This window comes from Ruegeria sp. YTSC002, from assembly GCF_059609845.1.
Genome location: NZ_JBXWML010000006.1, coordinates 202,456 through 226,947 on the forward strand (window position 1 = coordinate 202,456; position 24,492 = coordinate 226,947).

At 52.1% G+C, this 24,492-nt stretch carries 26 protein-coding genes; 6 read left to right on the forward strand and 20 right to left on the reverse strand.

Translation table 11 applies throughout. The annotated features are described in order from the left end of the window. Positions 1–45: 45 nt before the first annotated feature. On the reverse strand, positions 46–1,953 hold the full coding sequence (locus AC2FFD_RS13725; RefSeq protein ID WP_257600042.1) for an NACHT domain-containing protein: 1,908 nt from the start codon (positions 1,951–1,953) through the stop codon (positions 46–48). Continuing rightward, on the reverse strand, positions 1,950–2,969 hold the full coding sequence (locus AC2FFD_RS13730; protein WP_496873340.1) for a nucleotidyltransferase family protein: 1,020 nt from the start codon (positions 2,967–2,969) through the stop codon (positions 1,950–1,952). Before AC2FFD_RS13730 ends, AC2FFD_RS13725 begins: the two co-directional genes overlap by 4 nt. 514 nt (positions 2,970–3,483) lie before the next feature. Here AC2FFD_RS13730 and AC2FFD_RS13735 point away from each other — a divergent pair. After that, entirely contained in the window at positions 3,484–4,194 is a 711-nt protein-coding gene (locus AC2FFD_RS13735) for a glutathione S-transferase N-terminal domain-containing protein (protein WP_496873341.1), read from the forward strand. Here AC2FFD_RS13735 and AC2FFD_RS13740 read toward each other — a convergent pair. The 3 genes from AC2FFD_RS13740 to AC2FFD_RS13750 form a co-directional block, all read right to left on the reverse strand. Beyond that, positions 4,191–5,768: a GMC oxidoreductase gene (locus AC2FFD_RS13740; RefSeq protein WP_496873342.1), complete on the reverse strand. Its 1,578-nt coding sequence runs from the start codon at positions 5,766–5,768 to the stop codon at positions 4,191–4,193. The two genes, AC2FFD_RS13735 and AC2FFD_RS13740, sit on opposite strands and share 4 nt — an antisense overlap. 42 nt (positions 5,769–5,810) lie before the next feature. Further along, complete coding sequence (locus tag AC2FFD_RS13745; RefSeq protein WP_496873343.1) at positions 5,811–6,362, reverse strand: gluconate 2-dehydrogenase subunit 3 family protein; 552 nt, start codon at positions 6,360–6,362, stop codon at positions 5,811–5,813. Between the two features lie 92 nt (positions 6,363–6,454). Further along, on the reverse strand, positions 6,455–6,817 hold the full coding sequence (locus AC2FFD_RS13750; RefSeq protein ID WP_496873344.1) for an antibiotic biosynthesis monooxygenase: 363 nt from the start codon (positions 6,815–6,817) through the stop codon (positions 6,455–6,457). Between the two features lie 135 nt (positions 6,818–6,952). On the opposite strand from AC2FFD_RS13750, the gene AC2FFD_RS13755 reads away from it, so the two are divergent. Next, positions 6,953–7,357, forward strand: coding sequence for a PaaI family thioesterase (locus AC2FFD_RS13755; RefSeq protein ID WP_496873345.1), 405 nt, complete (start codon positions 6,953–6,955; stop codon positions 7,355–7,357). A gap of 344 nt (positions 7,358–7,701) precedes the next feature. Here the strand turns inward: AC2FFD_RS13755 and AC2FFD_RS13760 are convergent, their stop codons facing one another. The 5 genes from AC2FFD_RS13760 to AC2FFD_RS13780 all read right to left on the reverse strand — a co-directional run bounded on the left by AC2FFD_RS13760 (position 7,702) and on the right by AC2FFD_RS13780 (position 11,795). After that, positions 7,702–9,078, reverse strand: a complete 1,377-nt coding sequence (locus AC2FFD_RS13760; RefSeq protein ID WP_170556127.1) for a pyridoxal phosphate-dependent decarboxylase family protein — start codon at positions 9,076–9,078, stop codon at positions 7,702–7,704. A 344-nt stretch (positions 9,079–9,422) separates the two neighbouring features. Further along, positions 9,423–10,001, reverse strand: a complete 579-nt coding sequence (locus AC2FFD_RS13765; RefSeq protein ID WP_496873346.1) for a hypothetical protein — start codon at positions 9,999–10,001, stop codon at positions 9,423–9,425. A 245-nt stretch (positions 10,002–10,246) separates the two neighbouring features. Further along, positions 10,247–10,891, reverse strand: coding sequence for a LysE family translocator (locus tag AC2FFD_RS13770; protein ID WP_171615710.1), 645 nt, complete (start codon positions 10,889–10,891; stop codon positions 10,247–10,249). Beyond that, on the reverse strand, positions 10,888–11,391 hold the full coding sequence (locus AC2FFD_RS13775) for an anthrone oxygenase family protein (protein WP_171615708.1): 504 nt from the start codon (positions 11,389–11,391) through the stop codon (positions 10,888–10,890). The genes AC2FFD_RS13770 and AC2FFD_RS13775 overlap by 4 nt, the downstream gene beginning before the upstream one ends. After that, positions 11,391–11,795 carry a hypothetical protein gene (locus tag AC2FFD_RS13780; RefSeq protein WP_171615706.1) on the reverse strand — a complete coding sequence of 135 codons (405 nt, stop codon included), beginning with the start codon at positions 11,793–11,795 and terminating at the stop codon, positions 11,391–11,393. Before AC2FFD_RS13780 ends, AC2FFD_RS13775 begins: the two co-directional genes overlap by 1 nt. Positions 11,796–11,881: 86 nt before the next feature. On the opposite strand from AC2FFD_RS13780, the gene AC2FFD_RS13785 reads away from it, so the two are divergent. Genes AC2FFD_RS13785 through AC2FFD_RS13795 form a run of 3 tightly spaced genes read left to right on the forward strand, consistent with a single transcriptional unit; the run spans position 11,882 to position 13,281 of the window. Beyond that, positions 11,882–12,478 (forward strand): TetR/AcrR family transcriptional regulator, encoded by a 597-nt coding sequence (locus AC2FFD_RS13785; protein ID WP_171615703.1) that lies wholly within the window; start codon positions 11,882–11,884, stop codon positions 12,476–12,478. Between the two features lie 28 nt (positions 12,479–12,506). After that, the gene (locus AC2FFD_RS13790) at positions 12,507–12,809 is read left to right on the forward strand and encodes a chorismate mutase (protein ID WP_171615701.1); all 303 of its coding nucleotides are present in this window, start codon (positions 12,507–12,509) and stop codon (positions 12,807–12,809) included. A 43-nt stretch (positions 12,810–12,852) separates the two neighbouring features. Further along, entirely contained in the window at positions 12,853–13,281 is a 429-nt protein-coding gene (locus AC2FFD_RS13795) for a hypothetical protein (protein WP_496873347.1), read from the forward strand. A 167-nt stretch (positions 13,282–13,448) separates the two neighbouring features. Here the strand turns inward: AC2FFD_RS13795 and AC2FFD_RS13800 are convergent, their stop codons facing one another. After that, the gene (locus AC2FFD_RS13800) at positions 13,449–14,081 is read right to left on the reverse strand and encodes a tyrosine-type recombinase/integrase (protein WP_425079689.1); all 633 of its coding nucleotides are present in this window, start codon (positions 14,079–14,081) and stop codon (positions 13,449–13,451) included. Positions 14,082–14,291: 210 nt separating this feature from the next. Between AC2FFD_RS13800 and AC2FFD_RS13805 the strand changes: the two genes are divergently transcribed. Continuing rightward, positions 14,292–15,125, forward strand: coding sequence for a methyltransferase domain-containing protein (locus tag AC2FFD_RS13805; RefSeq protein ID WP_425079690.1), 834 nt, complete (start codon positions 14,292–14,294; stop codon positions 15,123–15,125). Positions 15,126–15,406: 281 nt separating this feature from the next. Here the strand turns inward: AC2FFD_RS13805 and AC2FFD_RS13810 are convergent, their stop codons facing one another. From AC2FFD_RS13810 to AC2FFD_RS13850, 9 genes are all read right to left on the reverse strand, one after another. After that, positions 15,407–16,771 (reverse strand): sensor histidine kinase, encoded by a 1,365-nt coding sequence (locus AC2FFD_RS13810; RefSeq protein WP_480774573.1) that lies wholly within the window; start codon positions 16,769–16,771, stop codon positions 15,407–15,409. Between the two features lie 556 nt (positions 16,772–17,327). Continuing rightward, a complete protein-coding gene (locus tag AC2FFD_RS13815; RefSeq protein WP_480774574.1) occupies positions 17,328–17,654 on the reverse strand; it encodes a hypothetical protein in 327 nt (108 codons plus the stop codon). Between the two features lie 88 nt (positions 17,655–17,742). Then, a complete protein-coding gene (locus tag AC2FFD_RS13820; RefSeq protein ID WP_496873348.1) occupies positions 17,743–19,104 on the reverse strand; it encodes a sensor histidine kinase in 1,362 nt (453 codons plus the stop codon). After that, complete coding sequence (locus tag AC2FFD_RS13825) at positions 19,091–19,768, reverse strand: response regulator (RefSeq protein ID WP_480901135.1); 678 nt, start codon at positions 19,766–19,768, stop codon at positions 19,091–19,093. The genes AC2FFD_RS13820 and AC2FFD_RS13825 overlap by 14 nt, the downstream gene beginning before the upstream one ends. Next, a complete protein-coding gene (locus tag AC2FFD_RS13830; protein ID WP_496873349.1) occupies positions 19,765–20,406 on the reverse strand; it encodes a roadblock/LC7 domain-containing protein in 642 nt (213 codons plus the stop codon). The genes AC2FFD_RS13825 and AC2FFD_RS13830 overlap by 4 nt, the downstream gene beginning before the upstream one ends. A gap of 1,290 nt (positions 20,407–21,696) precedes the next feature. Continuing rightward, positions 21,697–22,986: a PIN-like domain-containing protein gene (locus AC2FFD_RS13835; RefSeq protein ID WP_496873350.1), complete on the reverse strand. Its 1,290-nt coding sequence runs from the start codon at positions 22,984–22,986 to the stop codon at positions 21,697–21,699. Between the two features lie 123 nt (positions 22,987–23,109). Continuing rightward, on the reverse strand, positions 23,110–23,316 hold the full coding sequence (locus AC2FFD_RS13840; RefSeq protein ID WP_496873351.1) for a hypothetical protein: 207 nt from the start codon (positions 23,314–23,316) through the stop codon (positions 23,110–23,112). Then, positions 23,313–23,867 carry a hypothetical protein gene (locus AC2FFD_RS13845; protein ID WP_496873352.1) on the reverse strand — a complete coding sequence of 185 codons (555 nt, stop codon included), beginning with the start codon at positions 23,865–23,867 and terminating at the stop codon, positions 23,313–23,315. The genes AC2FFD_RS13840 and AC2FFD_RS13845 overlap by 4 nt, the downstream gene beginning before the upstream one ends. A gap of 82 nt (positions 23,868–23,949) precedes the next feature. Continuing rightward, positions 23,950–24,456, reverse strand: a complete 507-nt coding sequence (locus AC2FFD_RS13850; protein WP_496873353.1) for a hypothetical protein — start codon at positions 24,454–24,456, stop codon at positions 23,950–23,952. Positions 24,457–24,492 lie beyond the last annotated feature (36 nt).

The window sequence follows — 24,492 nt, forward strand, 5'->3', positions numbered from 1 at the left end:
GTGTCGCTCAACGGCAGCACTGGGCCGCCCGCGAAGACGGCCCAGTCAGGCTAGTCTCTCAAAATGTATCTGCAAATTGGCCAACTGGATTACCGGCACTGCACCCGTAGGAGAAAGAAGGATGAGCCGCGCAACTTCGGCAAAGCTCGAGTGGCGAGGGGAAATCTCTTCAAGTTTTTCGAGCAAGTGCCGTCCCGCACTAGTATCTCTGAGGTAACTGAGGTGTGTAACAGTCTTAGCCAATATCAAAACCGATTGCTCATCGAGGGACCGGCAATCTAACTCAGCCCCAAAATCGGTTTCAAAGAAATCAGGGAGATTGGAACCATCGACCATCATCTCCTCAGTTAGTCCATCAACAATCTTGATGAGTTCCAACTTACTCAGCCCATCATGCGAAAGTATCGAAGAGACCATCCGATCAACTGATTTTATCGCATCCGAAGAGCTACGACTTTGAGAAAGTGCGAAAAACTCTGGATCTTGGCAGAGCTGTCCAACCTGTCGCCAAACATCGACCCAGTTTCCGTCTCGCCCGTGCAAATTCAGTTCTTCCCCTAGACCACTGGCGCGTTCGACCAGGTAACTTGCACAAAAAAAATCTTGAAAATATCGATGGCTAAATGCCCAAGTGTCTGGGTTAAGCTCCTGAATAATACCAGTTCGGTCAGTTATTTCTTGCAGAATTGCGCGCGCGCCAAGGGTCTCGCTGTCAAATGGCAATATGCCCTCCAACAGCTCGGCTTCGAATTGAGCACCTTGTACGGACTGTAATCTATAAGCAAGCCTTCCCAGTGTGGATTGGATAGACTCTACCGAGATGTTTGTGTCGCGATCTATACCTCTCCGAGCATCCCACCTTTCGATTAGCTGGGCTACCAACTCTCGACACAACACACCAATGTTAAATGGAAGAGAACCGCGAAGCCGAAACATGCCAAGCGCAAGACTTAGAGAAAACGGGTTTTTCAAAAACTCACGCAAGTCGGGATTCGCGTCAAGTACACGAGTAAATCTCCTAGCGGAGTTTGGGTCTTCGAGAACTAACTGGCAATACTCGTTTACCTGAGCTCGACTGAACGGATGTAGTTTTGCCTTTTTGAACGTACCCCAGAGGCCGTAATCAAGTGACTTTAGTTGCCTTGATGTCACTATCGTACTTGAAGACGGACGGCTCTCCAAAAAACCTTCCAACCAGCTTCCGAATGCTGACCTATCTCTTACGTTGAGCTCATCCAGCCCGTCAAAAACAAAGAGGGTCTTTCCATCTGCCCCCATGTTAACAACATGGTTCCTGCCTGCTTGCTCCTCCTCTGAGACCAGCCACGTCTCGAACTCATTTGATTTATGAGCAAAATCTCTAAGCTGAAAATAGAATACTAATGGAGGGTCTGCCTTTCGCCGTTTTCGTCTACCCTCATTTAAGTATACTTGTGTCAGATAACGTACAAAGCTGGTCTTTCCCGCTCCTGGTTGTCCCACCAGCAAAATTCTGGAGTCTCTTCTGATCGTACTCGGATGAGTGATTGTTGATTGAGATTCATCATCCCACTCAACTACAGGTGCAATATATTTCGATGGTAGATCAATCTGGTAATTATGAAAAAAGACATCGGAGTTTCGTGACCGTACTAGCCATTTGGAGACCCAATCAGCGTCAGGAAGCGTGTCATCTGAGCCACGTTTCGGGCTGTTTTCGTCAATCGGACGAAAGTCCTCGTCCAACATGATGTAGTGACTAAAGACTTTCTCATTCTTGGGTACATGAACTCTGCAATTTTTGAATTCTGTCCCATCGATGGATACGGTTGATGTCTCCGTATCGAACTCCCGAACAATCTCTTCCTCAAACTGCTCCAAAAAGTTTTCGTCGCGCCAATCTCTGATATCAACATCTTCCGTCCGCGCGCGATACTTGCCATTGCCTTCGACGAGTGGGACGTAAATTTTCATGAGCCGCCTCCAAATTCGTCTTCTTTATGCTGGATAAACGTGTCCCAAATTTCTCCAAAACCTGTTTCGAATATGAGCGTCTTTGACTCCCAAAACAGCGCTCCTCTTTCCTCTTTCGGCACTTTACCTAGAATAGACCGATAGAACAGGTTCCAAATCTCGTCAGGTTTGCAGCCGTCCATCATGGGTTGGTAAATTTCTCGAATTGTATTGATGCAGTCTTCCGTGGGAGAGTACGTCCGATGCATAAATTTGAACATTCGCATGGCAATATGAGCCTTACGATTGACAGGGTGACTCAGGCTTGGGTCATTTACAACGTTTAGGATTTTCTTCTTGGCGTCTTCTATTCCGTGTCCGCAAGGATCGACATAGACGGCATTGAGAGGATCATAATAAACAGCGTTACATGAAAAATCTCGAAGACGATGATCATAGTCTAGATCGGCACCAAATTGGGCATCGTTGGTGCCCGGAGCCTGCAGAAAGAAGTTCTTAACATCTATTAGCGTACCCTTTCGTGCCTTCCGAACGCCAGCATTCCGTCCAATGCTCATAAATCCGTTTTTCTCATGCCTAGACCATCCGCCAGGCCCAAACATTGCCTCAGCGATTGATGACAGAATGTAGAACGGAATAGTAGAAACTAGGTCGACGTCGTTGGCTTGATCACCATTAAGTACGTCTCTGACTGAACCGCCAACCAAGAAAACTTCATAACCTCTCTGCCAGATTTCCTCAATTAGATCAATATACTTAGGCCCAGGTTCGATGTGCTTGTTGAGTAGCAGATCAAGCTTGTGTTTCTCTTCGCTACTCGCCTGCTGGATAACCGTTTGGCTGGAGCATCGAGTATAGCAACCTGCCAGCCTTTCGCCCGGGTTTGCGGGTCGCACACTGAAGACGTCATTCAGAGGGACCGTGCTGCCGGATTCACTGTTTTTTACGATCGGTTGATCGTAGATGTCGTAACCATGAAAAGTCCCGGAGTACTTTATTTCTCCACGGTAGTACACGACGTCTTCACCGGGGCGCGGTGTTAAACTCGGTGGAATCGCTCGTTGAAAACTATCTGTCAATTTGGCGTTGCCTTAATGTGCGTAGAAAAATTGGTGCTCGATAACCTCGCTGGTTAAAGATAACGAGACATTCTCCAAGGGACAATGATCGATGTGTGTTGGTGTCGGAACCGCGACAAGAGCATCTACCTTGCTCGAACTTGCTTGGGACCGCTGCCTGTGCTGGCTTTACAGGTAGAACTAAAGACACTAGGCAAATCGTCTTCGATCCGGAAACCCGACCAAGGTGAGCCGTCGCATATGCAACGAATGTCGGCAATCAAAGATTGCGGCGCAACATCGAGGGCGATCCATAAACGGCAGTAAAGGGCCGAATGATGGCGTGGCGGCTGCTCACCTGCGGTTGCGGACAGCCATTGACCAGAACTCCCTTGCGCGAGCATAACGCAAAAGTGGCCTCAGACGTTCCTGGCGATGTGCTAGACTGCCGTGAAACAGAATGGGCCCCAACATGATTTCGCACAAGAACAAGCGCAGGCTCTTTGAAGTTGTTGGTGAAAATCCAAAAGCCCATTTGAGCCCATACTGCTGGCGCAGCCGCATGGCGCTGGCTCATAAACAACTGAGTTTTGACTCAGAGCCATGGCACATAACCGAAAAGCAACGGATCGCACGATCCGGGGGAATAACGGCGCCGGTTCTGGTGGAAGGCAATCAGTGGGTCCGGGACAGTTGGTGCATTGCGTCTTATCTGGATGACGCCTATCCGGGTCATCCACTGTTTGCCAGGCCATCCGACAAAGCAAAGTCGCTATTCGTCAATCGCTGGGCCGACAGCACGCTGCACCCTCTGATCTTTTGCGCTGTCATAGCGGAGCAATTTCCCCTGACGGCGAAGTGCGACAAGGATTACTATCGGGAACGAACCCTGCGCAAATTCGGCCAGACCGTCGAAGAAATCGGAGCTGACCCTGAATCCGCACGTCACGCGATCAAACAAGCACTGGGCCCGCTTGAGGCAACGCTCGCTGAAACGCCGTTCCTGGGCGGCGCAGCGCCAGATTATTCGGACTATATACTGTTCGGTACATTCCAGTGGGCCCGGGTTGTCAGCCTGACGGCATTCTGGTCGCCAGAGAACGCTCTGCACCGTTGGTTCGAAGAATTGCTCGACGCATTTGATGGAATGGGGCGGGCACAACCGCCGCGCAGCGCTCTTTAAGGCAGTAACTCTGATCGGTGGGTGCGAATATAATCTGACGTGCGAAACACCAACGCAGCCAGCGTAGCCGTCGGGTTGATGGCGCCGGACGTCGGAAACAGGCTTGCGCCAGCGACAAACAGATTGTCGATCTCATGCACCTGCCCATATGAATTCGTGACCGATGCCGATGCATCGTCGCCCATGATTGTTCCGCCCATCATGTGCATAGGGTTTCGCGGGCCCGCCCAGGCATCAGTAGCCCCCGCCGCATTGAAGATACGAAGACCCTCGGCCCTGGCCAGCTCTGATCTGGAGGCATTTGCCTGTGGAAGAGAGTTTTGCACATGGGCTTGCGGTAACCCATACCGGTCTTTTTTTGATGCATCGAGCGTGACGTAGTTTTCCAGAATACTATCTTCCTCGCACAACACTGTCATATTACCATAGTGCAAACTGGCTTGACGCAAATATGCGTCCAGAGCCTCGCCGTACAATTCGGGTTTGGCCAGAGCAGTTCCCAACAGATCGTTGGGTTTTGCAGCCTGCCCGACAAGCCAGGCGCGGCTGCCAAAGGAACCCTTTGCCGGTTGCTTGTCCTCATAGCCATCCAGGCAGAGCGTATTTGCACCGGACACACCCAAATGCGGTTCCGTTTCCTGCGAGAAAAGCCCGTGGATGGTCGTGAGGGCATGGGACGTGAAATAGCGCCCCAATGCCCCGCTGCCATTGCCCAGCCCATCGGGATGTTTGTCGCTGGACGACAACAGCAGCAGCCGTGCATTCCAGATCGTGTGACACGCCGAGATGATGATGCCTGCGGGTTGCAGGTTTTCTCGGCCCTGTTCATCAAGATACACAACCCCGGTTGCCTTAGACCCCGAAGGGTCTGTTTCAACCCGCGCTACATAGGCGTTGTGGCGAAGTTCGACCCCAGCTTTTCTGGCCCGCGGCCATTGTAGTACCAGTGGGTTGGCCAATGCCCCGATTGGGCAGCCCGCGTCGCACCAGCCGTCAAGTAAGCATCCTGACCGGCCACCATAGGGAACGGAGTTTACTGCCAATGTGTTTGTCGTGAGTTTCAGCCCTTCGGCTTCAAACCCGGGCTTGATGGCCTGTGACTGTTTGGAGATTGAAATGGCAGGCATGGGATAGGCCTCGCCGGGCGGCGCATTAGTATCTTCATCGCCAGAAACGCCAAAATAAGACTGCGCGTGGTCATACCATGGCCGCATGTCGTCATATCCGATGGGCCAGTCCAGACTACGCCCGAATAAAGACCTGACTCGAAAATCGTCAGGATGCAGCCGATACCAGTTCGCATACCAATGCAGGCCCGCACCACCGGTCCCCCAACCCATGGCAAAGTTTGCGGCCCCCACCAGATCGCCTGTTTCCCGGACCTCCGGCCCTGCCCATCTGAGACGTCGAGACCAGATCTGCGAGCTGATCATATCCGAAAGCTGGCGCTCCGGCCCGGCCTCCAGAACTAGAACATTGAACCCCGCCTCACCTAGCTCGGCCGCCATCGTGCTGCCGGCGATGCCAGAGCCGATGATCACGACTTCGACCTTATCGTGTAAGATTTTGGTCATTGGTCCTCTGTGTTTCGGGTTTCTCCTGGGTTAGCAGAGTTGCTACCAAGGCCAGGGTGGCGGAATATGCGCAAGATAGGGAATATTCAAATTCGCAAATCCCGCCTGCGTGCCATAAACAACATCCACCGCGTCGCTGCGTGAAATGAAGTAAAAGAAATTCGGATCTGGATCGGTCCAGACTTGCATCTTCGAGGCTACCGCAGCCTTAACCAAATCCACTCTCTGACCGGCAGTTGCCCGCGCAAAAGGTAGACCAAACCGGTGCAGGCATTCTTTTTCAATGCCCAAAATCCCTTTGCGGTAAAATCCTGCCATGTCGCTGGCATCGAGGTATCTGAGAAGTAACAGGGACGCGGCCTGATCTCCTGCGAGGTTTTCGTCGACAAACCTGGCGACCCCGGCCTTGTCTGCGCCAGAAACGATGGTCGCGCACCAAGCAGACAGAGTCTCAGCCTCGGTTGTTGTGAGTATCTTGGAGCTTTCGTTTTCGACGGTCTTAGCCTCCGCGTTTCGGAAAAGACTACGCATAGTGAAGGACGTCCAGAATGTTGTCGGAATCAGACGTGTCAAAAAGCGGCGTCTTCCAATCATGCGAACTGTCTCCACCGATCATAAGCAGAAACCCTGATCATCGGGCTGGCCACACCTTAACAGTTTTCAGCCCAAACTTCATGCACGCCAAACTACCGACGAAACCCAAACTCGGTTACAAAGAAACCAGGGTTCATTCCGCTAAACAGATCGCCCAGCTTTTCAAGCTCAGCCTGAGGGCCATGTAATTCGACCCCGGTGATCTCGACCAGCTGTTGCGTGGACTCAAAGATATGATTGCCCAATTCCATATGACGGATCACTGCATCGGCGTTGTCATAGTCTTCGCGGGATACAACTTTTCCACCGGCACCGAAACTGTAGGCTGACGCCAAATGGCCGGGTTCTTGCCTACGCAGTTCAATCATTTTGGAACAATTTTCTCTGAATGCCGCTGCATGTGATTCTAGGATCGTCATATAGCCAACGACTGTTACAATCTGCGGGACGGACACAATAGTTCCTCCTACAATTCGATTTTGAATACATCACAAGACTAAGTGTATTCCGCCCGCAGGTAAAATGATGATGGGTACCCGAGTTCGGACACCAAGGAACACAGATGATTTCGTCCATGAGTAAAATCGTACATGCATAACAAGAACATTCAGCACTGGTTACCACCGTACTCCCAATCTCTGGGCCTCGAATTGGTGTCCGTTTCAATGGAGGAAGTGGTGGCGAAACTGCTCGTCCGGGAAGACATGGGCAACCGAAACGGGGTGATGCATGGTGGTGCGATCATGGGGGCGGCAGACTCCATAGGAGGAGTAGCTGCGGCAGTGAACCTTGACAAAGACGCAAGTACAACAACCCTGGAGAGCAAGACGAATTTCATCCGATCGGTGCGGATTGGCGACGAGATCACTTTGACCTGTATTCCCCTGCATCGCGGTCGAAAAACAATGATTTGGCAGACCACGATTACCCGACCCGATGGCCGTACTGCAGCGATCGTGACCCAAACGCAACTCACTCTGGATTGGAAAGGTTAAACCACCAGGTTCATAGCTGGCTGAGCTTGCAATCGGAAGCCATAACCAGGATTTGTCCGTGATCTGTGAGTTCGGCGCTTTCATAGTTTGCACGTGCAGTAAAAGTCAGCAAAGCGGGCTGCGCGCGCAGCAACTATGCACCTCACTGAGTGACCGGATTGGGCCGTCCCCTACGAGGCCAGGCGGCACAAGAGGTCACGTGTTGCACCAGATCCAATGATCGCGAAGAGCCCAACTTGACCAATGCTGCGGTCTGCATGAAGGTCTGCTCTCGGAGGTTTCGTATCAGATAATCACTACCAGAAGTGTTTAAAAAATTGGTATGGTATCGCGCTTTAGGAAGACTACACAGCGGGCCTGAGCGATCGTCTTTCAGCTCTGTGTGCGTCCAAAATTTCGCCTATGAGAAGGTCAATATCAGCGTTGGTGGTTGCATGGTTGATTATTGAGACGCGAATGATCTGCCGGTTCCGCCAAACGCCATGGCTGGGGTAAACCCGAGCCCTCTCTTGAATGCGTGCAAGGACCTTCGTTGTTAGGTCATCAGTCTCACAGGCAATGGCAACCTGATTCAGAACAACGTCATTCATGATCGTGATGCCCGGCTCAGTGGCCAATCGCTCCGCGAGATATATCGCCAAGGCACAATGGCGCGCGATCATCTTTCTCACGCCCTGTGCTCCCAAATGCTTGATGATCGCATAACTCGGTATACCACGCGCGCGGCGGCTCAGCTCAAGAGTTGAATCGCTGGGCTCCCATGTTTCGCCAAGTTCTGGAAGATACGCTCCTCGTGCGCTCATTGCGGATACCAGTGCCGCACGGTCACGCACAATGCAAAGGCCAGCATCGTAAGGCGCGTTGAGCCATTTGTGTAAATCGACAGCCCAACTGTCAGCGCCATCCACACCTGCGAGCCGCTCGCGCAATTCAGGCACGGCATGAGCCCAAAGACCGAAAGCCCCGTCCACATGCACCCAGCCCCCTGCGGCGTGGACCAACGGAATTACTTCGGCAAAGGGATCAAATCCGCCCGTGTTGATTTGACCCGCCTGAAGAATAACCAGCGGAGGTTGCTTGCAGTCAGCGAGAGCCTCCCGAAGCGCGCTTACGAGAATGCGGCCTTGATCGTCCGTTTTAAGATGTATTGCGTTACCAAGCCCCAGACCTGCATAGCGGATCCCTGCCATCGGGGCAGAATGCGCAGCATCGCCAATCAACACCGGAATGTTAGGCGCACCAAACAGCCCTTTCTCATTGAAGTCCCACCCTTGTCGAGCCAACAGGGAGTCACGCGCCGCGATGATGCCTTGGGTGTTTGCAACAGTCGCACCCGTCACGATCCCGACACCGCTGTCTATGGGCAATCCCAAAAGCTCAAGGCACCACTGGCAAACAGTTTGTTCGATCAGCGCAACAGACGGGCTTTCCCATGAAGACGCCGAATTCTGCCCCCATGAAGTCACAAGGAAATCAGCGGCAGCACCGACTGGCATTGACCCACCACAAACATACCCAAAAAACCGAGGAGACGCGTGGCCGTGGAGTCCCTTACCAACAAATGCAATTAAGTCGTCGATCACGGATGAAGCAGTGTCCCCCCGGGGGGGAAGTGTTCCGTCAAATTGCAACGCCAAGTCTGAAGGCCGCAGGGTTGGCTTGACCGCAGATGTGCCAAGGACGGCCCGATATTCCACCGCCTCATGCGCCGCGGCCAACATCGCTTCGCGGTCGTCCTCAGTCAGAGGCAGTCGCTCATCGTTCGACATATGGGCATTCCCGATCAGGTTTTTGTTCAGGATACGCTAGCTTGCACCGGGATCGTGGTCTAGCTTTTCCATCCGTCGATGCAGATGCCTGTCAGAGGGCTGATCGGACATTCCGATAGTCGCCCTGATAGGCAGTTTTGTCCCGCAGACTGTGAATTACCGTTCTAACAGGATTTTACGCGCGCGACGAATGGCAGCTATGCGGGTTGCGACTGCAGCATCTTGAATTGTTGACCAACGTCCGGATTGGGCCGAATAATCCCTCGGGGATCCAAGCGTAATTCAATCCCTCTAGCTCAGTCGCTTATCCTAGCGACAATCTCCTCATAGGTCATGCCTTTAGGTGCCGAATCCAGATAGGTCCGAATCTGACTGCGATCCTCAGCCAGTGCGAGCATCCGTGTGTGCTCTCGGTCCTTTTTATCGACCATATTAGCACCACCGGAGATGCGAATTTCCTCAAGTGCCACCCGGCCTGCATTGGGCATTTCCAGGTGGTAGCTGTAGGCATGACCCTGACCAAAGACGCGGTCATGATAGATCAGCTGGCCGGGCGGGTTGATCTCCGGTCGTGAGGTAAAAGTCAGGCTAACGTCTGTCTTCTTGTCCCTGAAATCCAACCAAGCATGAGAAATAAACACTTCGTCAGTGCCGTCGTTAATGTAACCGATAGTGGGCTCAACTATGATGCCATGACTGTTCTTAATGTATTCATGGAGAAAGAAGACCGAGTGGTAACACATCTCTGTAACGCGCTCCGGACGGATGAACCGGTCATAGAGCGCTCGCGCGGTGCTATAAACGACGCGCTCCTCCACTGTCAGCGCATCGAGCCATTGCTGCAGATCCCTTGCTTTCCGTTTTGCTTCGCCCATTCTCTCACTCGTTGGTGTTACGGCAAACATGCCTCGGTCCACACGGTATGTCCATGCTCGGAGAACGTTCATTGGCGCTCCTTGCCGAAGATTGCCTGATGGATGTCAGGTTCGGGCCGTCCCAGCCAAGTGGTAGCGTTCGGTTCCTCGAACATGCTGCATACAATCTAACGTTAGCAACAAGCTCAAAAAACTGGATGCTGTACATTGCCCGAATGTCAGCAAAGCGCGGATCGAATAGCGAATTACACATCACTGCGTCGGAGAAATGCCAGGGCGCAGCCAAGGGTAATGAGCAGCCCGCCGCAGGTCCGGTCGATCCACAGTGCACCCCGGTCGCTCAAAAACTGCATCGCCTTTGAACCAAGTCCAGCATAGGCTGCCATCACGGCTACGTCGACGCCGATGAAGACAAGAGCGAGCATGGCGTATTGCGCCAGAAGCGGTTCGTATGAGTTAAGGAATTGCGGCAGGAACGCAGTGAAGAACAAGTAGCCCTTAGGGTTTGTGACGGCGATCAGAAAGCTTTTGCGAAACAAGTTCAACCGGTGCCGCGACGCGCCTGAGTTTTGTCCATTTGGTCGCGATGGAACAGATCCCAGCTCCCCCGAGGACCGAAGCATCTGAACGCCAAGCCACACCAGATAGGCGACACCGACCCACTTCACGACGTTGAACAGAACCGCGGATGTAGCAAGTATTGCTCCCAGCCCCAGACCGGCCGCCGCGATGAGAACGCCGTCAGAAAATGCCGCGCCTGCGATTCCATAGCCTGCTGCCGTAAGGCCAAACCGCGACCCGTTGGACAATGCCAACAGAACCGTCGGTCCGGGTGTCATCACGACCACCAGGGCCAATAGGGCGAAGGTCAAAAGTGAGATTTCCATCATGTCGTCTCCGGTTTCAGGGAATGGATGGCGAGGCCGGTTAGGAGCAGGGCAAGCCCGCTGGCGAAAGTTCTGATCGTGTTCCAGAACTGCCACGGCGCCGAATAGTCCTGCCACAGGTCGGCTGCCGCGCCGCTGTCTGCTGGCACGGTCACTTGCGCAAGGGCTTCATTCATCGGCACGTTGACCAAGGCCGTGACCAGAAATGCCCCGGTGACATAGATCGCGACACTTGCTGCGAAGAGGACAGCTGACCTTGTACTGTCTAGGCGGACCGCGACAAACGCGGTCAGCGTTAGAAAGATCGGTGTCAGAAAGAACGCCGGAAAAAAGACAGGGTTGCGAACAGAGGCATTCATCGCCTGCATCGCGTTGATCGCAACACGAGGGTCGGTTGCGTCCAGGCCCCACATGGTCGAGCAGACCCAAGCATAGAAGAACCCGAAAATGGCGCCGGTGCTCAGGAGTGAGAGCATTGACATTGGCATGAGAATGCGAGCCATCAAGCTTGTCCTGCAGATGCGGCTGCGTGTTGGGCTGTCTCTTCCTTTTGACGGGACGCTATGACGCGAACAAAGATCACCAGCGCCGCGAGTTGGCCGAGGATCACAGCGGGCCATATCAGGGCAAACTGCGCGTCGAAGTATTTTTGCGGTCCGAACGATACTAGGGCCATCAGCGCCGCCACTACGCTTAGGACGCGCCCGGTGGTGGTTGCGAGCGGCTGCACAATCATCGCGGCCACGGCAATAGACACGGCGGCACCAAGATACGGGGCGATACCAAATAGGGGCGTCGCTACAGGCGGGTGTGGCCTTATGCCCGCATAGAGTGCCGACAGCATGATGATTTGCAGCAGGATCAGTGTGGTCAGGGCTGCATGGGCCTGGCGGTCATGATGGGTCATTCTTTTCTCCAAAAGCGTAATTGCAGTTACGGTTGTGTATATCCGTAATATCAGTTACGGATGTTGTCAACACGCGGGAGACTGGCATGCGCAAAGAAAAAAGATCACTGCGCCAACAACAAATCGAGGCGGCAGCTTATGAGGTGCTTGAGGCCAAGGGCTATGGCGGAACGTCGATGCTGGGCATCGCGAAGCAGGCGCGGGCTTCGAACGAGACGCTCTACAACTGGTACGGCGACAAACAAGGCCTGTTTCAGGCGCTCGTCACGCGCAATGCAGAAGAGGTGAAAGAGTACCTTGAATCCGAACTGAAGACCGATCACGACGCGATTTCCATTCTCGGCACGCTCGGACCGAAACTGCTAGATCTGCTCACAGGTGACAGGGCCGTAGCGCTGAACCGGGCGGCGGCGGCGGATAGCAGTGGTGAACTGGGTGCAACACTGTCAAAGGCGGGACGTGAGGCGATATTCCCGCTTCTCGAAAGGGTGCTTCTGCGCGCCCGGGAAGAAGGCGCGCTCAGCTTTGAACAATCCGGAGAGGCCGTGGCGCTATACCTCGATCTGCTAATTGGCGATCAGCAGATCAGGCGCGTCATTGGTCGCCTCCCGCAGCCATCGGAGACCTTTTGCCAGGAACGATCTGAGCGGGCCGTGAGGCTCCTCTGCGAACTTCTGGGCTAAATTCAAAACTACCAAAGGAATTCAAAACATGACGAACCTTCTCACGCCCAATGCCTGCCAGAACATGGTTGATCTCCGCGCGCAAATCGATGCGATCGACGTAGACCTCATAAGGCTGCTGGTCACCCGGAACCGCTATATCGACCGGGCCGTGGACCTCAAGAAAACCGAAGGCCTGCCGGCGCGCACGACGGACCGGGTGGCTGAAGTGCTGGACAAGGTCGGCTCAACCGCGTCCGAACAGGGTCTGGACCCGGACCTCGCACGCAAGCTTTGGGCTGAGCTGATCGAATGGTCGATTCAGCGGGAAATCCGGGAGCTTGGGGAATAATGTATTTCGGAGACGCCAGGGGCGCAGTTGATAGGGCTGACCTGTGAAACTCATCCGCAATATCACGGCTGCTGGGATTTTTCACAAGGCGGTGAAGTCCATGCAGGCAGGAGATTACTCGGCCGTTCTTGACCGCCTGGACGGGTTCCAAGCGCAACCATATTTTATGGCCAAGGCAGAACTATTTCGTGCAATGGCGCAGCATCGGCATGACAGGTTTGCGGAAGCGGTTCACCACTATGACAACTTCCTGACGAACCATCTCGCGGACATGCCGCCAAAGGACCGTGTCTATGTGGAAGAGTACGCGAAATTCTTCAGAAGCCGTGCGAAAGCGAGAATTGATCCGTCAACGCCGTTGTATTCATCGCTTGCGGAATTGAGAAAACTTGCAGCTATGGCGCCGTTCCTCACCAGGGCCGAGTTTACTTTTGACGACTCGGCAGAAGCCGACCTGACCGGAAAAACCTGACCTTCTACTTCTTGGAAAAATGGCGTCTCGGTCCTGCACAGTGTAAGTTCGGCCATCGCCGAATTTTGCAGGCGTGGCGAATGGCAGGAAAGCGGGCTGCGACCGTAGAATCTCGAAGGCGCGGTGAAAGGCCGGTATGGGCCGCCAGTGAAGGCGACCCAAATACCCTAGATTTCAATGGCTTCGGCGATGGCCAACGCATCCTCGAGTTCAACGCCCAGGTACCGGACCGTGCTGTCCATCTTGGTGTGACCGAGAAGAAGCTGAACAGCTCGAAGGTTGCCGGTCTTCTTGTAGATCTGGGTGACCTTGGTTCGGCGCATCGAATGGGTGCCGTAAGCGCTCGCCTCGAGACCGATCGATGTGATCCAATCACGCACGATCCGGGCATACTGCCGGGTCGAAATGTGCAGCCGTTCATGAAACCGACCCGGCCAAAGATATTCTGAGCCGACCATGAGCTCGTCTTCCATCCACTTCTCGACCGACGCGCGAGTCCCTTCCGATATCTCGAAGCGTACAGGTTTCTGTGTCTTGCTCTGCAAGACCGATGCGCGTTCCTTGATCTGACCAGACGCCATCACATCGACAACTTTCATCTTGACGAGGTCACAACCGCGCAGCTTGCTGTCGATCGCCATGTTGAACAATGCGAGATCGCGATGGTTCTCAGCCAATTCCAGTCGCACTCGGATGGCCCAAACGTGTTTTGGCTTCAATGGTCGCTTCTGACCGACGATGCGACCCTTATTCCATGCTGGGCGAAGTGCGCGAATGGCTGGTAAGTTTAGTGCTTCCATGACTGATCCTCCGATCCGCCAATCCCTCCCAATACGACAACCCGACGTTGACCGAAACATCCTATCACAGGATGCTGCGCTGCCTCCGAGGTCAGGTATGAGCCCGTTTGACGAATGCTGCGTGGCGGCGAATGTCGTCTTCAGGGAACACTCGTTGACGATCAGTCTACTCAGAGTGTTCACTACGTCAAAGATTTGCAGGAGAGTGGGATGCGAGAATCTGAACAATCCGACACCTTCGCTGCGTTGGAGAAACGCGAGTGGGCTAAAACAAACGTGGCGAAATCCTATGCGCAAGTATTTGCGAAAGCTGCAGATATGGTGGTGCCCACCTTGGTAAAAGCGGTTGAAGCCCGTTCAGGTACCGAAGCACTCGATCTGTGCTGTGGTCACGGGAATGTAACCGAAGGTCTCATCAAAGCTGGTGCCAGTGTAACGGGACTGGATTTCTCGTCTTCTATGCTGGAGATGGCCCGGTCGTCAGTTCCGGAGGCCAAATTCGTTGAAGGAGACGCGATGGCGTTGGACTTCGACGATGGCACTTTTGACATCGTGACAATTGGGTTTGGAATACCGCATGTCCCTGATCCGCGGAGAGTATTTACTGAAGCCCGCCGCGTGCTTCGTCCAGGAGGACGCCTTGCGTTTTCGGTTTGGTGTGGTCCGGAAGTGGATACGGCACTTGGATATGTCTTCGGTGCAATCGGCAAATACGGAGCCCCGGACATTGTATTGCCGCCAGGACCCGGAGCTAATGATTATGCTGATCCGGAAAACGCCTTTCCAGCACTTCTGAAAGCAGGATTCGCCAATTTTCACCAATCTAAAGTCGCTTCGGAGTGGGTGGTTAGTGACCCCGGCGCACCGTTTGATTTCTTCTTGGAGGGCACGGCACGGGGCGGCGCATTATTGCGCCCTCAGCCGCCGGACAATGCGGCAGCGATCAGAAAGGCGGTTGTATCCCAAGTCTTAGAAAGACATGGTTCAGGTCCCGAATGGGAAGTGCCAATACCTGCGGTGGTAACCGCGGCGAAAGCGGTTTAGGAACGTCGGGTTGGTACAGCGACGTTGTTCAAAGCTGACGTTAATTCTCTTGCAACGAGCGGCAGAAATAGTCCGCGGACTGTGAGTTCGTCGACGACCAGATTTCGCAGTCGCAGCGAATGGCGGCAATGCGGGCTGCGACCGCAGCATTCTGACCAGTGGGTGAATGGCCGCAAAGCGACCGAACCGGTTCGAGTAAATCAGCTATGCTTGCGCAAGGTCCGTTAGACGTGTGGGGTGAGCCATCAAAATCCGACGCAGCAGCGATACTTGTTCCTTTGCTACGCTACGTCGAATCGAACCGAGACCGTCAATCCGGGTGAGCTGTTTGTAGCCATTAAGAGCGCCGAATGATGATCTGCGATAGCCTTCACCAGCGCCAGTCCTAAACCATTCCCAACACTATTTCGTTCGCTTTTAAGCTTATAGAAAGGAACAAAGAGCTTTCCCAGAGTGTTTTCGGGAACGCCGGGACCATCATCAACCACCGAGAGCGTAACGATGCCGTCTTCTTTTTCAATAAGCAGGCGAACTCTGGAATGCTTTGGGCAGTGATCGATAGAGTTCTGCAAAAGGTTTGCGCAAAGCTGTTTCAGCATACCTTCATCGCCTTCGATCAGGGAACGCCCTGATTGGTTCTCAACAAAATTCAGGCTTTGACCCTTAGCCTCCGCAAGTGGAATCATCGTTTCGACTGCTTCTCGACCCAGCCTATTCAAATCTAGATAGCTGAACGCTTTTGGACTGTTACCTTCTTCGATACGGTTGATCCGCAAAACAGTTTCAAAGGTCCATTTTAGACGGTCAAGTTCAGACTGAATATTGTTGATCACCTCTAGTGGCTGACCTTCGGATTGAAGCGTGTCTCTCGCTTCCTGAAGCGCGATGTAAGCATGAGTGAGCGGGTTCTTCAAATCATGTGCAATTGATGCAGCCGTCGATCGAGTCGTGGACATTAAAGCTGTCAGGTTGTCGAGATGTCGGTTCATCAACCGGGCAATCCGGTCTATCTGATCGTTGTTCTTACTGACTGAAAGCCTCGCTTTAACATCACCTCTTGAGACTTTGTTTAGCGTCTTCGCCATTTGATCGAGTTTGCGATATGTTCTTATGCTGGAGATGTACCCAACCAACAAAGTGCACACCGTTGCTCCAAATCCGATTGCAACCAAAGACCACGCCAGCGAACGAAGCGTGCTTTTCACAAAGGCAAGATCGCGACCAACCACAACTACAAATCCACGGTAGGTTTGCACGTTGACACGGTGGATACGTTTTTCCCCACCCAGATCTATACCATCGTCTTCGATTTCTCCCCATCCTCTAAAGGACGGGTATTCGTCGATATTTCCCGCCAGACGCTTCCCCTGGCTGTCGAACAGGCCAATCAAACTGGTGTCGAATGGCAACCAGAGGGTCGCGTCATCAATCGCTTGTACAACATCTGAATCGTTGTCGTTATCGTCCAGAATTTCCTGAATGAAACGCATTTCGTCGATCAACAACGAGTCCATTTCCCGTTGCAAATCGCCACGAATTCTTTCGAACGTTAAAAAAGCCAACGCTGTAACTGAAAGTAGTATTACTACAGCTGCATACAACGCTGTCGTAAACGCTGCTCCAGAGACAATGTTTGAGCGCTTCATTTGTTTTTCATCCGATTATAGTGGCGACCGCATGTGATTTGGCTAACAGCAAACCCTTTCTGGCCAGTCAAGCGAGTGATCCGAGGGTGTTAACTGAAAAACTAGCGGGAAAATGGGGAATTTAGCTAAATTTGTCGCACCATTGGAGATGCGAGACCAATAAAGCACACGAATGTCAATGCTCTCAACTCCCAGCTCCGTTTGATTGAGCACACCCGAACACTTTCAAAAAACTATGTGCGGTGTTGCTCGCCTGATACGGCGGCCGATGGAGCCTAGATTTCCGAGAACTTGCAGCGCTCCCTTCCGAGGGGGTGGAGGGGAGCGCTGCTTTGACTGAGGGAAGCAAGCGTGCGAGTGAGTGGTCCGTGTCCTCACGGTTCCGGTGGCACCCTTCAGGAGGGTAACGAGTGCTTCCTCAGTCGAGTATTCGGTTTCAGTTCCAACCTTGACGGCATCTTCTGCAACGTTTCCTTGCCATCTGGCTTTCATCAACCTTACGTTTTTGAAAAAAACGTGCGATCTTCCCCCTGGATCATTGAGTTTTCGATGTTGTTCACCCACCTTTTGTGCACTGTCCGTGATCTTCGACAGATGTGGCACCGTGCGTGGACAGCTCATAGGTCATGGTTGGGAAATGAAGCGCCAAGGTCCAGACTTCGTCGGTCTTGATGTGGATGAATGTTACTCCGTCCAGCCCGTGTGCGACGGAGGCTACGCCTTCTGTGTTTTGCACAATCAGGCGCGCTTCTGAGCGGTCAGCACCCTGAAAGACCTGGATGATTTCACCATTGGTTTCTGACGTGCATAGGTATTCTGTTTCGTCTGCGATCGCTGCAGACGCAGGCAAAAGTGCCATTAGGAGTATTGCTTTCATCGTCATTGTTTTTCCGTTCAAAAGGTTGGGCTTTCTAGTTTGAGTTGTCCAAGTGGTGGTTCGAATTATGAGTGGACCGTTCTTCCGCATAGGTTCAGGCCGCGACGCGAGGCTTTCCAAAGCTCACACACACCCGCAGGCCCGGTTCATTGTTTTCCGCAGTGACTATTGCGCCGTGGCGTGTGGCAACGGCCTTTACAAGCGACAGGCCAAGCCCATTGCCATCTTCATATTTTGTGCCGTCTGCTCGGAAAAACGCGTCAAAAATCTTGTTGATTTGGGGTTCCGGAACCCCTGGACCGTTATCTGTCACAACCAGCTCAATCACATCGGGCTTGGCTGTCAGGGAAATCCTGATCCAAGAACCGGAAGGGCAATACCGGAGCGAGTTGTTCACAAGATTGACGAGCAGCTGCTTCAGCATGTTTTCGTCGCCTCGGATCAATATCGTGTCGGCGTTGTAGTCCGCCGAGATGTGCTTACCTGCATCGACGGCAACTGGATACAGCGCCTCAGCAACACCCTCAACGAGCGCGCTCAGGTTCACTGTTTTAAAGCTCTTTTGATGCGTTCCTTCCTCAATTTGCGAGACCTTGAGGGTCGTGTCGAAAACAACTCTAATGCGCTTTAGGTTGCTCTCTAATTCATTGAGGCCGGATCGCGGGTCGCCACCATACTCAACTTCGCTGTAAACCTGTTGCAAAGCGATAAAACCACTGGTTAATGGTGTCTTTAAATCGCGGGCAACTGTGACCGCAGTAGCATGTGTGCTATTCAGTAAACTCGAAATCCAGTCGAGACGTCGGTTAACCAACTGGAAAATCCGATCGAATTGATCGCCCTTTCCCGAAACCGGAAGACGAATAGAACCATTCGCTTGAACAGGAGGTTCCAGGGCTCGCTCAACCGACTTTAGTTTCCGATAGTTTTGAGAGCTGAAGTAGTAGCCAAGACCTAAAACAGTCATGGTTGTTGCAAGCGTCAGTAGCAATAGCCCTTCCCAAAGTGTTGTCAACGCTTGACTAAGTGATGTCATGCTACGGGCGACTACTGTGCGATACCCAAGATACTCGGACGCATGAAGCATATAGACGGGCGCGGTCCCGCCGAATTGAACAAAATCCGGATCTACCTCGTGCCATCCGTTCGTATCAGGCACTTTCGCGATTGAACTGGCAAGTGCTGAACCGTTTTGGTCAAACAGCGCGATTACGTGAAGTTGGGTTCGATTAGGGTTATTCAAATGTTCGATTGCTCGCTGAACTGCGTCAGCGCCGCCTTCCTGCAATATCTCATGAAGCAAAAGCTCTTCATCGAGGAATTGTTGTTCGAGGTCAGAGCGGAGCTTGTCTTCCAGCGCCAGATAGGCTGCATATCCGAAAACAGCGGTGATGATCCAGACAATCAATGCGGCGAAACAAGCTGGAGCGCTCGAGGCAATGCTAGCGCGGCCCATGAAGGCTGTATCCAACGTTTCGAGACGTGTGCAAAAGCGGCATCTCGAAGGGCTTGTCTATCTTCGACCTCAGACGACTGATGTATGTTTCAATCACGGTCGAACTCGGGTCAAAATTATAGTCCCAAACTTGCTCCAGAAGCATGGTGCGTGTCACCACGCGACCTGAATTGCGCATCAAGACTTCTAACAACGCAAATTCACGTGGCAACAACTCTATTGTCACATCTTGCCGTTTCACAACTCTGCTGAGTAGGTCCATTGATAGATCGTGGACATGAAGCTCAGTTGTCGAGAAATCGGACGGTTGTCGCCTGATTATGCTATTTAAACGCGCTAGCAGCTCTGAAAAATGAAAAGGCTTTACTAGGTAGTCATCTGCACCTTCGGTCAAACCTTCTACTCTGTCCTGAACGTCTCCTATTGACGTAAGAAACAGAACCGGGGTCTGTTTTTTCGCGGCCCTAAGTGCTTTGAGAACGGAAAGACCATCCATTCCTGGTAGCATGCGGTCCAGGACTATGGCGTCACATTCATTGTATAGACAATATGACAGGGCATCCCGACCATCTTCATACCACTCCACACTAAAACCGTTTGATCTGAGTCCTGAATTGACAAAGTCGGCGGTTTTTTTGTCGTCTTCTGCGACGAGTATCTTCACTTTAAGCCCTCCGATTTTGCCACTGGACCTGCTTGTTTCAGTTTGGAATGCGCTGTAAGTGAACCCAGCCATAACGTGATGGCTAAGTCCATTTGGCAAATCGTTGCAGACTTGAGACTCAACGTTTCTTCGACGGCTTTCACCTGAAGCCGGGCGAGACCAAGATTGGCGGTTTTCTTGTCTAGTGCGACATACACAAAGATGTTTGGGTTTTTGTCCAACGGGCGGACCAGATGATACTGTTTGCCAAGCGTTATCAGAATGTCTTCGATGGTATCGTTAAGTTTCAGCGCTTCGATTGCCTGAAGTTTGGCGCGGACGACTTCAACATTCGCAGCGCCTGCAGTTTCAAGATCAAATTTTGAGCCACCCTCAGAGCCTAGTACTAGGCCTGTGTCGCTGTCCACGAGGCACGCCCCCAAAAGACCCTTGATTTCGCTTAGTTTAGAAATGTCCAACGACATGTTTAGCTCCTTTTTGGCTTTGGAATTGCTGATCTGACTCGCTCCGGGCGTTTGATGGATTGGACGAGTTTCTTTGTTTGCAGGTGGGATGGTAATGACGTGTTTTTGAACCAGGCCAAACCTTTCGCTAAATCTGGCCAGAACAGACGATGTATCACTCTTGGAATTCGACATTTTCTATCCAATTCTCGCTGTGATGGTGGAAGTGGATTGTCGAACTATGTGTCCGCCACTGCGAGCGGCTTGGGTGCGAAGGAAGAGCCGATCAACCAAAGTGTCATCCAACCCAGGGAGAGTGTCCTTCCTATGCTGTACATGACATTCGGGATCTGCCCTGACGTTCAAAACCGGTGCGATTGGTCCCTGAGAGCTCTTGGGGCCTCTGTGCAAAAACCTTAGTGCAGCAATACAGGCAGTGGCCAAGTATTGGGCATTGTTGGCTGAAATGGTCAAAACACCTTCCGGACCCAGAAGGAATGAAGACCACAGATACCCAAGTTCAGAAAGGACGCCGGCCAAAACTGATAAAAAAACAGAACTTAGCATAGGCCCCTCGCCTCGTTACCAATCAACTAAGCGGTTCGTAAAATACTGGAGGTTTTAACCGGCTTTTCAGAAAGCTTAAATTTTTGTAAGGAATTTGTTTTTTGTCGGTTGGGGGATAGGAACTTAGGTGCAGCGGGCTATTTGACTGATTTTGTGAGCATTTTGACACCGGCAATGGTTTAGAGTTGGATAACCGTGATTTGTGATCGTCAACCCTCATTGTTTTGGCAGGATTTGCCGTGGGGGAGAGCATTGTTTGTTACACGGCACCAACCTCTATTTTCGGCAACGCAGCGGCAGCAATTCGATTGCGGTTCCAGAGTCTCCTGTGGGACGCGGACTGTGCATTCGAAGGACTCATTTGTTTGTGCTTGAAGCCAACAACTGCTTCGACAAGTTGTATCGTTGCTTTCTTACCCATGAGTGAAAGGTCGGTTTGCGCCACTAGACCACTTGCTGCGAACGGCAGCTTTGTCGGGCCGCATTGCAGCGTCGTGTTTAGTGGATGAACGACCGGAATGGGCCGAGCGCTGGGGCAGGGTATTCTGCTGATCAATCAAAACCCAAGTAAGACACACTGCGCCGGTTTCCTGGTTGCGAAGAGGCTCATTGGCTTTCTGTTTATCGTCGACTTGAAGCGCTCGAACCGTCGAAACACTCAAAAAGCGCAAAAAATCTTAGGGTGTTGAATTCAATGGGAAGCGAGTCTCAATAATTCAGTCCCATTATTTACGTACTCCGACATCCCATTATTTTTGCATCTAAAATACGCATAATGATGATTATGGTAATTTTATTTGGTGCGGGTGGAGGGACTTGAACCCCCACCGCACCTTTTAATATCAATAACTTACGTGGTATTTTGTAACCGTGTAACCGACCCTAAAATGGGCTAGTTAACCTAACGTCAATGGAGCTTCAATCGACATTCCGAAAATGCATCACTCTTGACCATTGTCGCTCGATCCGTGCTGCAACTGAACGCTCTAACTTTCTTAGGTTTTCAAGAATACTTTCGATGGTTGCCCTTTGGTCTTCTGCTTCACTTTCACTACCTAGCTCGCTGAGTAGCTCCTCATTGAGATTAATGGCGGATGCCAATTCAATTCTCTCGTCAAGAAGCGATATAAGCTTATCGATTTCTGGATGCGCTTCTTCACCTTGGCTAACTTGCAGCATCTTACGTAGAAACTCTTTTGCGTTGCGAAAAGTGTCTGCACTATTGGTCTCCCTTGATTTCAACAGCGCTGAAAGCCCCGGGAGTGCTACATTTGTTTGTTCAGCCGCCTTCCGTTCCCAGAGCTTAGCCCGAGGGTCATAAACTGGGCGCGAACGAATATTTTGCTCTGTTTTCACTTCTTTGATAGTTTGCAGGCTCACTCCGCCTTGAAGTCGTTCTCGCGCATGCCTCAGGAAACTCTCGGGCGAGTAGATCAAGACTCGTTGCCCTGTCTCTCTGCAAAACTCACTAATCAGCTCGGGCCTTGGCCCAACCGTCTTACCAGATACAATCTCCCACCAGTCCTCTTTCTGGTCATCGGTGACGATGATTAGAGAAAGACTGTCAGACTTGGCTTTGTGAATTGCCTGTTTCCACCAGATTAAGTCCCCGAATCTGGATCGCAGAGCGAAATTTGTGTCCAAGTCTTTGTGTTTTGATGCATCCATATAGCCCGGAGGGGTCTTCTCACTGTAGCGAGCGTTACCGTCTTTATAGAGTTTTTCTAATTCGTCTTCAGCGAATGGATCACCCACAGCACCGTCGAATATGTCCGCTATTTCTTCCTTGATATGATCTTGAGTTAATCGTTTGATCTGACCATCTTTGCCATCTGTCAGCTCTTTCTCAATAGCGGCAAGAGCGGCGTTCAGACCTTTGAAGCTACTTTCGGAAATGAATGGATGGGCTTTACTTCCCTCAAATTTGGTCCTGATCTGGCCAATAGCCTTTTTGGTATCATCATACGACTTGATTTGATCTTTGATGACGTTTGCCCGGTTATCTACGAACTCCCAAGCACACTGCTCAGGCAACCAGCACCGCTCACTGATCTTCGACAGAAAAGTAAGAAATTCAGTTCTCGCTGAATCCGAGTATCTGTAGAGATTGAGCAGCACATTGGCGTCAAACACGAAGGTCGCAGACTGCCAAAGCTCATCGATGGTTTCCTGAGTTTCGCTGAAATGGCCCCGGAATTTTGAACGCATGAGCTGCCCCTAGAATCTTTTTTGGGACTTTGATCCGGCGAGTGGGAATGTGCAACCCAAAGAAGAAACCCGCCAGTTTGCACCGGCGGATTTGCTGCATGAAGTGATGACAAACGTTGATGCCTAGCTGTCGATTTTCTGACCCGGAACAATTTCTATCATCAACTCAGCCTTCAACTCAGCCAGAATCTGCTCGGCTGCACGAATTTCTTCCGCTACCTTCGACGCAGCATACAGCATAGTTTCAAGCAGTCTTTCAGCATCGGCGGTCTCTCCGGCACTGTCTCGTGCTCTGTCCGGGAAATGGACAACATTAGACCCGGCGTTCATGCTGCCACCTCTGAACTCAACTTTTCATCCTGCACATGATTGGGGCGGATAACACAAACACGGTCATAACTTTCAATAGCACCGATAATCGGACCCAACTTTGTGTTGTAGATTTCGAGACGGAATGACTTTTCAGTCGAAACGCTAGGCGCTTCTGCGCTACCGCCGTGAACCATCCGCCCAAATGCTTCCTGCACAAGCGCCCCCTGTGACCGCCGCGTCATATAGTGGACGTTGTAGGCCGGTGCATCGCGATGCAACCGTCTTAAGGGTTCAACAATATTCTTGTCATTCTCGATGCTTTTGCTGATTGCCGGCGGGTGGATACCATCCACCTGCGATGCAACCGTGTCTTGATGAGCCAATACAACCAAACCTTTAGGCGAGTTAAGATATTCAACGTCATAGTAAGGAGCCACCAAAACAGCGGAGGCGCGGACCTTTTTGCGTCCAACAACATTGGATATGAACAGCTTGAATTCAGTAAAGGTCGTAGATTCGTGAGAAAAGATTGCCCCTGCCGGGGTGGTGATGGTATTAACGCTAGTCATATGTCTCTCCTTTGATTGAGACGTTGAATGAGCGACGTGGTTTCAGTTTGCCGACCGGGGCCACGTCGCTGCTTTTGAGGGCCTAGACGCCCGTTACTTTCCACTGAGGGAAAGACCTGCGGACCTGCTTATCAAGCTGATCGAGTATCTTGTTGAGCCGAACGGCCTCCTTCATGGCCGTGGTCCTGTCCGCCGTATCAGAGCGTTCCAGTTCTGCCAGGTAGTTGGTGATCTCCTGCTGCTTATAGGCATTCACCACCTCGGCTAGCCCCACGGCTGCGTCGATTAGGCAATCGATGATCACCTCAGCTCGCCCTACGGCGCCCTGTGCGCCGCCAAAGGGATTTTCTTCTCCGAGTGTCGCATCCTCCAGCACGAACGCCTCTGGACCACGCTCATCGTCGAACGAGGGCGCGTCTATGCCCGCGGTCCACAATGGAAGCTCGAACTCAGTGAACCCGCCGTGTGCTTCTGCCTGCTCACTGAATGTCCGTTTCAGGTAAGGGTAAGTGCTATCCTGCGTGGCCCGTTGCTGTTCTTTCTCCCGTTGCCGCTGTAGCCGTTTTCGTTCCGCGGGTGACATTGCCATTTCGACACTCCTTGTGACCGTGACTAATAATGTCAC